General features: G+C 47.3%; 10 protein-coding genes. All 10 read left to right on the plus strand.

The window, feature by feature from the left end:
- Positions 1–110 precede the first annotated feature (110 nt).
- The 10 genes from purD to BLS69_RS29470 all read left to right on the plus strand — a co-directional run bounded on the left by purD (position 111) and on the right by BLS69_RS29470 (position 12,542).
- Complete coding sequence (purD, locus tag BLS69_RS29430) at positions 111–1,376, plus strand: phosphoribosylamine--glycine ligase (RefSeq protein WP_091038790.1); 1,266 nt, start codon at positions 111–113, stop codon at positions 1,374–1,376.
- A gap of 499 nt (positions 1,377–1,875) precedes the next feature.
- Positions 1,876–2,028, plus strand: coding sequence for a hypothetical protein (locus tag BLS69_RS32360; RefSeq protein WP_176873155.1), 153 nt, complete (start codon positions 1,876–1,878; stop codon positions 2,026–2,028).
- A gap of 63 nt (positions 2,029–2,091) precedes the next feature.
- Positions 2,092–3,429 carry a hemolysin family protein gene (locus BLS69_RS29435; RefSeq protein WP_091038792.1) on the plus strand — a complete coding sequence of 446 codons (1,338 nt, stop codon included), beginning with the start codon at positions 2,092–2,094 and terminating at the stop codon, positions 3,427–3,429.
- Between the two features lie 263 nt (positions 3,430–3,692).
- Positions 3,693–4,775, plus strand: coding sequence for a hemolysin family protein (locus BLS69_RS29440; RefSeq protein ID WP_091038793.1), 1,083 nt, complete (start codon positions 3,693–3,695; stop codon positions 4,773–4,775).
- A 254-nt stretch (positions 4,776–5,029) separates the two neighbouring features.
- Positions 5,030–5,980 carry a ring-cleaving dioxygenase gene (locus BLS69_RS29445; protein ID WP_074093485.1) on the plus strand — a complete coding sequence of 317 codons (951 nt, stop codon included), beginning with the start codon at positions 5,030–5,032 and terminating at the stop codon, positions 5,978–5,980.
- A gap of 14 nt (positions 5,981–5,994) precedes the next feature.
- Positions 5,995–6,600, plus strand: coding sequence for an alpha/beta hydrolase (locus BLS69_RS29450; protein WP_091038941.1), 606 nt, complete (start codon positions 5,995–5,997; stop codon positions 6,598–6,600).
- A gap of 216 nt (positions 6,601–6,816) precedes the next feature.
- Positions 6,817–9,108, plus strand: coding sequence for a beta-glucosidase family protein (locus tag BLS69_RS29455; RefSeq protein ID WP_091038796.1), 2,292 nt, complete (start codon positions 6,817–6,819; stop codon positions 9,106–9,108).
- 364 nt (positions 9,109–9,472) lie between these two features.
- Positions 9,473–10,363 carry an alpha/beta fold hydrolase gene (locus tag BLS69_RS29460; protein ID WP_091038942.1) on the plus strand — a complete coding sequence of 297 codons (891 nt, stop codon included), beginning with the start codon at positions 9,473–9,475 and terminating at the stop codon, positions 10,361–10,363.
- A 293-nt stretch (positions 10,364–10,656) separates the two neighbouring features.
- On the plus strand, positions 10,657–11,940 hold the full coding sequence (gene ilvA, locus BLS69_RS29465; protein WP_091038797.1) for a threonine ammonia-lyase IlvA: 1,284 nt from the start codon (positions 10,657–10,659) through the stop codon (positions 11,938–11,940).
- 14 nt (positions 11,941–11,954) lie between these two features.
- Positions 11,955–12,542, plus strand: coding sequence for a GNAT family N-acetyltransferase (locus BLS69_RS29470; protein WP_091038799.1), 588 nt, complete (start codon positions 11,955–11,957; stop codon positions 12,540–12,542).
- Positions 12,543–12,679: the final 137 nt, after the last annotated feature.

A 12,679-nucleotide genomic window follows, 5' to 3' on the forward strand; every position in this document is an offset into this window, starting at 1 on the left:
GGGGTGTCGCCAGTCATACTTATGACTTATGGTACACCCCCTCTTTTTTAGGTTTTTTAACACGCATTAGCGTAACAAATCCAGATATGTACGGAGGGGGAACAGAACGAATGGATATTCTGGTAGTAGGCGGCGGTGGCCGGGAGCATGCAATCATCTGGGCACTGGCTAAGAGTCCAAAGGTAGACAAGATTCACTGTGCACCGGGAAATGCAGGTATTGCTCAGCTCGCTGAGTGTCATGCCATTGCGGTAAATGAATTCGATAAACTAACGGCTCTTGCTGTAGAGCTTAAAGTGGGATTAGTGGTTATTGGTCCGGATGATCCGCTGGCGGATGGGATCGTGGATGCATTTGATTCGACAGGTATTCCGGTATTCGGACCCCGTCGTAATGCAGCAGAGATCGAAGGAAGTAAAACGTTCATGAAGGACCTGCTGCACAAATATAACATTCCAACCGCAGCCTATGAAAAATTCGACAACTACGAACAGGCTCAAACATATCTGAATGAGCAAGCAATTCCGGTTGTCATCAAGGCAGATGGACTGGCAGCGGGCAAAGGTGTGACGGTAGCTTATTCGCGTGAAGAGGCTGATCAGGCACTTCGCAGCATCATGGTGGAGAAGGTATTTGGTGATGCAGGAGCCAAAGTGATCATCGAGGAATTCCTCGCAGGGCAGGAAATGTCCATTCTGGCTTTTGTCGATGGGGAGACGGTTCGTCCGATGGCCGCAGCACAGGATCACAAACCTGTATTCGATAATGACCAGGGGCCAAACACAGGCGGTATGGGTACATATTCACCATTGCCACATATCCCTGCTTCTATTATTGAGGAAGCCGTGGAGACGATCATTAAACCAACGGCTAAAGCGATGGTGTCCGAGGGACGTCCATTCCAAGGTGTATTGTTTGCCGGTCTGATGATATCGCCGGATGGCAAACCCAAAACGATTGAGTTTAACGCACGTTTTGGTGATCCGGAAACACAGGTCGTATTGCCACGTCTGAAGAGTGACCTGTTCGATATCTTCTGGGCAACCGTTCATGGCAAGCTGGCAGACATTGAAATTGAATGGAGTGATGAATCCGCGGTATGTGTGGTGCTTGCTTCAGGTGGGTATCCGGGTCCTTATGCCAAAGGTGTAGTCATTGAAGGACTGGATCAAGTAGATGATGCCATGGTATTCCACGCAGGTACAGCGCGTAGTGAAGCAGGAGATTGGGTCACCAATGGTGGACGGATCCTGGGCGTAGTTGGCCTTGGTGCAGATATTGCCGAAGCTAGAAACAAAGCCTACGCAGAGGCGGAGCGTATCCGATTTGATGGCAAACATCAGCGGACGGATATAGCTGCTAAAGCACTGGTATAGAATAAATACAAGAGCCCGTAAAGATGTATACCGGAAAGGTATTTGCATCCTGCGGGCTCTTTGCTGCGTATATAGATGTATCTTGTGCAAACGGCCGAACTTGTCCATACGGGAAAGACATGGGAAAGATACGAAACAGGATTAAATCTGGGTGTTTAGGCATGTTTAATGTCCTAAAGTAAGGGGTAGTATTTTTATAAATTGGACTATACTAAACATGTGAAGATTATCACATTACAAGGTAATATCAATCATATTATATAAAGTACGTAACATACATAGAGACTAATTTGTGAACATTATACTGTAAGCTTGTGGCAAACCATAACGTGCAACTGGATGGTTGAGCGGGAAACATGGTATACTTTTCGGAAACAGGAATGAGTACGAGGGGAGGTGGATATCTATTGGGTAGGCGATATTGTAAATTGTCCAAATGGCGAATCTAGGTGGAGTTAAGCGAGGAACAATTGACAGCATGAGGGGTAACCCGATTTGAATGAAGAAGTTTCTGCAAGTCATTGACTTCATCTTGAATTCCTGTTTTGTATTTTACAAGGTCAAACAGTACGACATATACAAATATGATCATTATTCGATTTCATATAAGGCATACGCCATGATGAACGACAAACAGCGCATGAATGGTTAACCTAGTTAACGGATCACGCTGTAACTATCTCTGGAGGTGAATCCCTGAGAACCGGGGAAATCATTGGACATAATTACCATATTGAATATCGCTTTACTTATTATCTTGATTGCATTGACTGCATTTTTCGTAGCATCGGAGTTCGCTGTAGTCAAAATTCGTACATCAAGAGTGGATCAACTGGTTGCCGAAGGCAATAAAAAGGCAGTACTTGCCAAAAAAGTTGTCTCGGACCTGGATTATTATCTGTCAGCCTGTCAGCTCGGTATCACGGTTACTGCTCTAGGACTGGGAGCGCTCGGCAAACCGACGGTTGAGAGATTGTTATACCCGGTATTCAATTATTTAGATGTACCTGCTTCGATCTCATCAATTGCTTCCTATGCGATTGCCTTTATCCTCGTCACGTTTTTGCATGTGGTTGTTGGTGAGATGGCACCGAAAACGCTGGCGATTCAATTTTCAGAAAAACTGACATTAATGCTTGCCCCATCACTATACTGGTTCGGTAAAATCATGTATCCGTTCATATGGGCGCTTAATGGAACCTCTCGTGTTCTTCTGCGAGGATTCGGTGTGAAGCCTGCCAAACATGATCAAGCCTACTCGGAGGACGAGATCAAGATCATCATGAACCAGAGTTATGAAGGTGACGAGAACAACAAGACCAAGCTTTCATATCTGGAAAATGTATTTGTGTTCGACGAACGTGATGCCAAAGACATCATGGTACCACGTACGGAACTGGTGACATTAGATCAGGATATGACCTATGACGATATTATTCCTATATTGGATGAACATAACTATTCACGTTACCCTGTCATCGAGAATGGGGACAAGGACCGCATTATCGGTGTTGTGAATGTGAAGAAGATTTTGCCTGACATGGTAGCCGCAAGATCATATCAACTAAGCGAGTTCGTTCGTGAGATCCCATTTGTTTCCGAAGTTACACGTATCCAGGATGCGATGATTAAAATGCAGCAGGAACGTGTACACATGGCCGTGGTTGTGGATGAATACGGCGGTACTTCGGGAATTATTACGATGGAGGATATTCTGGAGGAGCTGGTCGGTGAGATTCGTGATGAATTCGATGCCGATGAGGTGGCTGATATCCAGGAGACCGGAGAGAATCAATATCTCATTAATGGTCGGGTACTTTTGGATGAAGTGGAGCGGCAGTTCGGGCTTAGCTTTGAAGGAAATGAAGAGATGGATACCGTAGCCGGATGGATTCAGTACCAGAAGGGTGTAGGTGTGGAAAAAGGCGACACAGTAGAACACGGCGATTATGTCTGGACCGTTGTTGATACCGAAAATTATCACATCAAGCAAGTTCTTCTGGAGCGGGTAAACGGCGCGCAGGTTGAGGAAGCTGCTAGCGATCTGGCGTAATGTTGGTTCGATCATAACTGTAATCTAGGGTCGACGGCCCTCAGAATTTAAATGTTTTGGCAACGTAACAGTGTAGGGGACGGAATCGATTCTAAAGAAGCGTAGCGTTCGCGTTTGCAAACCAATTCTATACCTTTGAAAACAACAATCAGGGAAATTTGGAGGCAATGGCGATCGGAAGAACGAGCCGTCACCGGAACGTCACTCGTGCAACCTTATTTTAAATTTTAATGGAGGTGAATCCCTCAGGTTGAGGGAAATCATTGGACGGAATAATAGCCTTGAATTTATTTTTAGTAGCCGTATTTATAGGTCTGACAGCCTTTTTCGTTGGAGCCGAATTTGCAATTCTTAAAGTACGGATGTCCCGAATCGATCAATTGATCTCGGAAGGTAACAAAAAGGCAGTACTGGCCAAAAAAGTGGCGCACAACCTGGATTATTATCTGTCAGCATGTCAATTGGGGATTACCATCACGGCGCTGGTATTGGGAGCCTTGGGTGAACCTACCGTTGAGAAAATGCTTCATCCGCTCTTTGAGCGCATGGAAGTGCCGGCGGCATTGTCTACCGTGCTTTCCTATGGTATTGCTCTGGCGATCATTACCTTCCTGCACGTGGTTATTGGTGAATTGGCACCGAAAACGCTGGCGATTCAGTTTGCAGAGAGAATGACGCTGTTGTTGGCACCACCACTGTACTGGTTCGGTAAAATCATGAATCCGTTCATCTATGCGCTGAATGGAGCTGCTCGTCTGTTGCTTGGTATCTTTGGTGTAAAACCTGCCGGGCATGATACCGTTCACTCCGAAGAAGAGCTGAAGCTGATTATGGCACAGAGCTACGAGAGTGGCGAGATCAACCAGACGGAGCTGGACTATCTCAAAAACATTTTTGCTTTTGATGAACGTTTGCTTCAGGAGATCATGATTCCACGAGATAAAATTGTTACGTTGAATAAGGAAATGCCGCTTGATCAGATCATTGAAACGCTGAATCGACACGAATACACCAGATACCCTGTTATTGCGAATGGGGATCAGGCGCACTTTGTGGGCTTTATTAACACAAAAGAAATGTTGACGAGTGTCGCTGCGGGCAGAGACTTTAATATGGAGACATTTGTCCATAATACGCCGAGTTTCTCCGAGCGTTCTCCAATCAAGGATGTGCTGATCCAGATGCAGCAAAGCCGTGTACACATTGCAACCGTGAAAAATGAGACAGGTGCTACGGTAGGTATGGTTACGATGGAGGATATCCTTGAAGAGATTGTCGGAGATATCAAGGATGAATACGAGCATAAAGATTTGGTGAATCCACCAAAAAGAATGAAACTGGTTTAAGAAGCAGTGATACAAACGTAATACAGGAATACGAAACAACCTAATCAATCGTTATAACGCTAAGCAGGTTCCCGGAGTGATCGGGGCCTGCTTTTTGTATTAAATCTTAATTTTAAAATAAAAGCTTGCATATTGTGGTCCAATGGATTAATATAAATTTAAAGAATCTTAATTTAAAGATAAATAACGAAAAGCAATAAATAAAAGAAGCAAAAATAACCTATGATACAACTAAAACCAAGGGAGTGGAGATTATGTTCAGAACTTCAGGAATTCATCATATTACAGCTTTTGTTGACGATGCGCAGAAAAACGTTGATTTTTATGCAGGTGTGTTGGCGCTCAGACTGGTGAAAAAAACAATTAACTTTGATGCACCAGACGTGTATCACTTGTATTACGGGAATGAGCAGGGTGCACCGGGCACAATCATTACCTTTTTCCCACAGCAAAATTCAAGAAGAGGTGTCATTGGTTCCGGTCAGACTGGAGTTACCGTATATGCGGTTCCTGTAGGAAGCCTGCCTTTCTGGAAAGAACGTCTTGCTTCCTTCGATATTCCATATGAAAATAAAACCAGATTTGGTGAGCAGTACATTCGTTTCTTCGACAAAGGCGGTCTGTTGCTTGAACTGGTTGAGCGTGAAGGCGGTCAGCCAAGCAACTGGAGTTTCAACGGTGTGACACCGGAGCATGCCATCAAAGGATTTGGTGGAGCCGTATTGTTCAGCCACGTTCCTGAGAAAACCATGGACGTCTTGGTGAGCAAACTGGGTCTGGAGCAAGTCGGTGAAGAGAACGGACTCCTTCGTCTTCAGGCAAGCGGCGATATTGGTCAGATCATCGATATTCAGTCAACAGGTATCCAGCGCGGGATTGGTGGAGCTGGAACGGTTCACCACATTGCATGGCGTGCCAAAGATTACGTGGAGCATGAACAAATTCAGCAGGATCTTGAACAATCCGGGTATCATCCAACGCCAGTCATTGACCGTCAATACTTCAACGCTGTGTATTTCCGGGAGCCGGGAGGTATATTGTTCGAACTGGCTACGGATCCTCCGGGATTTGCACGGGATGAACCAGCAGAGAGCATGGGTGAGAAACTGATGTTGCCTGAATGGTATGAACCACAGCGTGAGCAGATTGAACAATTGTTGCCACGAATTGAAGTACGTGAATGGAAAGGAGAGTCCAAATCATGACCACAACCAATACAATGAAACATATCTATAAAGCAGGTGCTCAGCCGGATGCTCCAACAATCCTGTTGCTTCATGGCACAGGCGGAACCGAGAATGATCTGATCGGTCTGGCGGAGATGATCGCACCAGGAGCTGGCATACTTGGGGTGCGGGGTAATGTATCGGAGAACGGGATGCCCCGTTTCTTCCGCCGTCTGGCCGAAGGCATTTTTGACGAAGAAGATTTGATTGCTCGTACGGCTGAGCTGGGATCTTTTGTCGATGCAGCTGCGGTGGAATACGGTTTTGATCGGTCCAACGTGTATGCACTGGGTTACTCTAACGGTGCCAACATTGCGGCAAGCTTGATCTTCCATCAAGCAGATGTATTCAAAGGTGCAATTCTGCATCACCCGATGGTACCGCTGCGCGGACTCGAACTGCCGGATCTGAAAGGTCTGCCTGTGTTCATTGGTGCGGGCGAGAATGATCCGATTGTACCCAGACGTGAAACGGAGGAACTTGCTTCGTTGCTGAGCGGTGCAGGTGCCGATTTAAACACACATTGGGAGCGTCAGGGTCATCAATTGACTCGTACCGAAGCAGAAGCCGCGGCAGCTTGGTTTAAGACTCAGGCGTAAATTGGGTGGATAGACGGTTATGAAACGTATAGAGACAGCCTGATCGTGAAGATCGGGCTGTTTTTTCTTTTTATTTAGTCATCGTCAGAAAGAGGAAATGATGGACTGGTGTTATGTAACCGTTACTAACCGGGTAAACATTTGAATGTGTGGTAGATAACCTTGTATGCTTAGTGATATAGCTATGTATCAACATCATGAACTGGAGGGGTTAATGTGGAACGTAACATCAAGGAACTGGTACAGCGGATGACACTGGAAGAAAAAGCGGGTATGTGCTCGGGACTGGACTTTTGGCATCTGAAAGGGGTGGAGCGTCTTGGCATTCCGTCCATCATGGTGACGGACGGACCTCATGGGCTGCGGAAGCAGGATGGGAGTGCAGATCATCTAGGACTTACGTCGAGCGTACCTGCAACCTGTTTCCCGTCTGCGGCAGGACTGGCTAGTTCATGGGACAAGGAGCTGGCGCGTCAGGTCGGGGTAGCCTTGGGTGAGGAATGTCAGGCCGAGGATGTAGCGGTACTGCTTGGTCCGGGTGTAAATATTAAACGTTCCCCATTGGGCGGACGTAACTTTGAATACTTTTCCGAAGATCCGTTGTTATCTACGCAGATGGCTACCGGTCATATTCAGGGTGTGCAGAGCCAGGGTGTGGGTACATCTCTCAAACACTTTGCAGTCAATAATCAGGAAGAACGGCGCATGTCGATTGATGCGGTAGTAGATGAACGGACACTGCGTGAGATCTATCTGGCGAGCTTCGAAGGTGCAGTGAAGGATGGACAACCATGGACAGTAATGTGTTCCTACAACAAGGTGAACGGTACGTATGCAGGTGAGAATGAATGGTTGCTTACGGATATTCTGAAGGACGAATGGGGTCACGAAGGCCTTGTGGTATCAGACTGGGGCGCGGTCAATGAACGTGCAGACGCCCTTGCAGCGGGATTGGAATTGGAGATGCCAACAAGCGGTGGAATTGGTGAGCGTAAAGTGATTGATGCCGTAGAGAGCGGACAATTGTCGCTGGACAAGCTGGATCGGGCGGTGGAGCGTCTGCTTACGCTGATCTTCAATGCTGTTGATCAAAAGCAAGACGGGGCTACATATAACAAGGATGAGCATCACCAACTTGCGCGCAAGGTGGCAGCCGAGAGTATGGTTTTGCTGAAAAATGAAGAAGGTATCCTGCCGCTGGGACGTGAAGGCGAAGTGGCGTTAATCGGGGCATTTGCTCGCAAACCTCGCTTCCAGGGCGGCGGCAGTTCCCATATTAATCCGACCAAAGTGGATGATATTGTGGAAGAGATGACCCAGGTGGCTGGCGAAGGTGTAACCTTCTCGTATGCCCCAGGTTATCGGATTGAAGCGGATGATGTGGATGAGACATTAATGCATGAGGCTGTTCAGGCAGCGCAGTCGGCGGATACCGCTGTTGTGTTTGTTGGATTGCCAGATCGTTATGAATCCGAAGGGTATGATCGTGCCCATCTGCGTCTGCCTGACAATCATATTCGGCTGATCGAAGAGATTGCGAAGGTTCAATCACGTGTCGTCGTTGTGCTGAGCAACGGATCTCCAGTAGAGATGCCTTGGCTACCGCAGGTGCAAGCCGTGCTCGAAGCTTATCTTGGTGGACAGGCTGTTGGTGGAGCGATAGCTGATCTGTTGTACGGAGAGGTGAATCCGTCCGGTAAACTGGCAGAGACATTCCCTGCCAAACTCAGTCATAATCCATCTTATCTGAATTTCCCGGGTGAAGGGGATCATGTCGATTACCGTGAAGGCATCTTTGTTGGTTACCGCTATTATGACAAAAAAGAGCTGGAGCCACTGTTCCCGTTTGGCTATGGACTGAGTTATACGACATTTGAATATGCTGATCTGAAGGTAGATCGCACAGAACTGACAGATCAGGATGAGGTGAACGTGCAAGTTAGGGTCACCAATACCGGAGACAGAGCGGGTAAGGAGATTATACAGCTGTATGTCAGCGATGTAGAGAGCACAGTTATTCGTCCGGTGAGAGAATTGAAAGCTTTTGCCAAGGTGGCTCTTGAACCTGGAGAATCAAAAGTAGTGAGCTTTACACTAAACAAGCGTTCATTCGCCTATTACAACGTAAATATGAAAGACTGGCATGTGGAGACCGGAGAGTTCGATATTCAGGTAGGCAGTTCCTCAAGGGATATTCATGTGCACACACGTGTGAACGTAGAGTCTACAGCGACATTCCTTCCAACCTATACGCGTAATAGTACATTGGGGGATATCCAGCGTGATCCGGCCCATAAAAAGCTGCTGGACCAGGCTTTGCAACAATTCCAGGAAGCCAGTGGGTTCGGCGGTGATGATGCCGGGGATCATGCAGATATGATGGATGCGATGATGAAATATATGCCGCTGCGTGCACTTGTTGCGTTTAGCGGTGGGGCCATGACGGAAGAAGCGATGAATGAACTTCTGGAGCAGTTGAACAACAAGGATCATGGTATTCGGGGATAAGGGGCTGCGGCCTTAAACCGAGTAGGAGCCCATCCTTGGATTAAGCGATTACGATTATGCGATCGTGCAGGAACTGCGCACGAAGCAACAAGAAGGTGTATGTGATAGCCAGCCGCATATTGGCTGGTACAGTTACCCGATCCGATTATGGATCGGGTTTTCTTTTTGCATAAGGAAAAAGTGGTGAAAGGAACGGTGGGATGGGGGATGATCCTAGTAACGTGACAGAGGTGACAGGACTGCTCTAACTTGCTGAAGCAACATGGTTGTCGTAAAGCATGGATTATTCTATAATGAAGTAATTGATAATCATTTTCAATTAGATTCGGTGAAAGATGACTATGCTTGTAATCAGGAGGGGAATATGAATCCTAACCCTAGCTCACATACATTTGGTTCAAGTGCGTTTGTTCAGACCCGCGATGGTCGCAAAATACATTATATGTCCAGGGGAACAGGAGAGCTGACGGTTGTATTTGAGTCCGGTATGGGCGCCTCCAGATCGAACTGGGGACTGGTTGCACCAGCCATTGCTGAGCATGCACGTGCTGTCGTGTATGACAGGGCAGGGGCAGGACGAAGTGATGTCGACTCGGCTCCCCGCAGCCTTGAACGCATTGCAGGGGATCTTGGAGAACTGCTGACCGCTCTGGGCCAGGGCCCATTCATTCTGGTTGGACATAGCTGGGGAGGTCCGATTGTACGGGCTGCGGCAGCTGCACATCTATCTCGATTACGTGGCATTATCCTGGTAGATCCATCAGATGAGCATTGCGAAATGTATTTTTCCAAGCTTACTAGAAAGAGCTTTGCCATCAATGGTTTCATTATTCCAATCATGGCGCGGACTGGCTTATATAAGTTGCTTGGCAGCAAAGCTGGAAGCATTCAGCCTGCTGATGTGGCGGCGGATCACCTCAAGGAGGATTTCACTGTACGGGCAGCCAGCACGATGCTTGCGGAAGGTAAGACATTCCTGAATGACATGGCAGCGCTGCTGGAACATCCTCCGTCTCTCAGTGATCTGGAAGTCAGCGTAATCTCGGGTACGAAACCGGGCAAGGGAGAGGGAAAAATCAGACCTGCCCTCATCACGGCGCATCGCCAGACGGTGAGCCAGCTATCCAATGCGAGATGGATTGGGGCGGATCAATCGGGACATATGGTTATGTATACAGACCCTCAGGTCATTATTGATGAAATTGTACGAATGATAAATGAAGTGAGCTCAGGCGCAAGAACAGAACAAAAGTGATACAATACAAAGAAAAGCAGTGCGCGACATTGCTAGATAAGTTGAATTAATGATTTACACGATAACGGAGAGGACAGAAAGAACCTGAAAAAGCGAAGCGTTCGCCTAAAAGCTTTCTGAAAGAAAGCTGCATCGGAAGCATACGCTATCACCGGATTTTTCCCTTGGGAAAAGGGAATCGAAAAAATCTGGGGATAACAGCGATTGGAGGGTTATTCTGTCATCGTAGTGTCAGTGTAAATGAACTTTTAGTTCAACTTATATAGACCATAAAAGCGGAGTGTGGAGACAACATGAAACCAGTTGAACAAGAACCAACGGGAACCAGCCGTGCCAGTGTTGGCATGGAAGATATCGTGCGCGCACATCATGTGCTGCGTGAGGTCATTGTAAGAACGCCGTTACAGCGGGACGCTGTATTGTCGGCCAAATATAACTGTAATGTGTATCTGAAAAGGGAAGACCTTCAAGTGGTGCGTTCGTTCAAAATCCGAGGCGCCTATAATATGATTCGCAGTCTGACACCAGCTGAGATGGAGAAAGGAATTGTCTGTGCGAGTGCAGGCAACCATGCTCAGGGTGTTGCTTTTAGCTGTAATGCCCTCGGAATTAACGGCAAAATCTTCATGCCGAGTACAACACCCAACCAGAAGGTGAAGCAAGTGAGACGCTTTGGCGGCAGCAACGTTGAAGTGGTGCTGATCGGAGATACGTATGATGATGCTTATGCAGAAGCAATGCGTGCATGTGACGAACAGGGCATGACGTTCATCCATCCTTTTGATCAACCGAAGATTATTGCAGGTAATGGTACGGTAGCGATGGAAATTATGGAAAGTCTCGATGAGAATGCCGACTATGTATTCGTGACGATTGGTGGCGGAGGGTTGGCAGCCGGCGTGGGAACCTACATGAAGACCGTGAGTCCAGAGACACGCATCATTGGAGTTGAGCCACTTGGGGCAGCTTCCATGAGTGAGGCGATGTTCCGCAAACAGGTTGTGACGTTGGATGATATTGATAAATTTGTGGATGGCGCAGCGGTGAAACGTGTTGGTGATCTCACCTTTGATATCTGCAATAGTATACTTGATGACATTGTGAAAGTGCCAGAAGGCAAAGCCTGCACAACTATTCTGGAGCTCTATAATGAAAATGCGATTGTGGTTGAGCCTGCCGGTTCCTTGGCTGTTGCGGCGCTGGAGCAGTATCGTGAGCAAATTGTGGGCAAGACAGTGGTTTGCGTCATTAGTGGCGGGAACAATGATATTGATCGGATGCAGGAGATCAAGGAACGTTCCCTCATCTATGAAGGTCTGAAGTATTATTTCATGGTTAATTTCCCGCAGCGTGCAGGAGCTTTACGTGAATTCCTGGAGGAAGTTCTAGGGAAGAATGATGATATCACCCGATTTGAATATACGAAAAAGCATGATAAGGAAAATGGTCCTGCCTTGGTGGGCATCGAGCTGATGTACAAGGAAGATTACCAACCACTCATTGAACGTATGAACCGCAAAGGTATCGCCTATACCGAGCTTAACAAAAATCTGAATCTGTTCAACATGTTAATCTGATGAAACATTCCAGTATGCAATCAGATCACCAAGAAAAATCTCCTCTGATCAGACCTGCGCGTATGGAAGATGCAGATCAGGTCATTCCTTTGCTGTACCAGGCGATAGGAGACATTGCATATGCGCTAGCGGGTGAGGCGGATCATGAGAAGGCGATGCAGATTTTGCAGGCGTTTTATGTGCAGGAAGACAACCGGATTAGCTATCGTCATGTGACAGTGATGGAGCAGGATGGGCTGATTGCGGGGATTCTGGTGGCCTATGATGGCGGTGAAGCAGATCGTCTGGACCAGCCGATTCTGGATCGCCCTGGACGAAGCCAGGAAGAGAAGTATGCATTGGTCAAAGAAACCCGTCCGGGCGAGTATTATCTGGATACTCTCTCGGTAAGTGAAGCATATCAGGGGCAGGGCATCGGCCGGGCACTGATGGCTGCTTTTGAGCAGCAGGGCAGAGATCTGGGTCACTCGCAGGTATCCCTGATTGTAGAACGGGACAACGGCCGTGCGCTAATGCTGTACGAACGGCAGGGATATGTCAAAGACGATGTGATTGTCATCGCAGGACATGAGTATAATCATATGGTCAAACCGATTCAGTAGCACAGGGAGCTGACGGATTGAGTCAGTTTTGATGATAGAAGCTTGAAGAAAACCGCCACAGGAGCGAATCCTGTGGCGGTTTTTGTTGTGGTTATCTGTTGGAATTCAGCCTGAATTTGAAACGGATGTTAACCTGG

Origin of the sequence: Paenibacillus sp. CF095 (genome assembly GCF_900101225.1) — a bacterium.
Classification (GTDB): Bacteria; Bacillota; Bacilli; order Paenibacillales; family Paenibacillaceae; genus Paenibacillus.

Coding starts and splice junctions, on each gene's coding strand:
- purD (WP_091038790.1), top strand. CDS start 111: ATGGATATTCTGGTAGTAGGCGGCGGTGGCCGGGAGCATGCAATCATC.
- BLS69_RS32360 (WP_176873155.1), top strand. CDS start 1,876: ATGAAGAAGTTTCTGCAAGTCATTGACTTCATCTTGAATTCCTGTTTT.
- BLS69_RS29445 (WP_074093485.1), top strand. CDS start 5,030: ATGTTCAGAACTTCAGGAATTCATCATATTACAGCTTTTGTTGACGAT.
- BLS69_RS29450 (WP_091038941.1), top strand. CDS start 5,995: ATGAAACATATCTATAAAGCAGGTGCTCAGCCGGATGCTCCAACAATC.
- BLS69_RS29460 (WP_091038942.1), top strand. CDS start 9,473: ATGAATCCTAACCCTAGCTCACATACATTTGGTTCAAGTGCGTTTGTT.
- ilvA (WP_091038797.1), top strand. CDS start 10,657: ATGAAACCAGTTGAACAAGAACCAACGGGAACCAGCCGTGCCAGTGTT.
- BLS69_RS29470 (WP_091038799.1), top strand. CDS start 11,955: ATGCAATCAGATCACCAAGAAAAATCTCCTCTGATCAGACCTGCGCGT.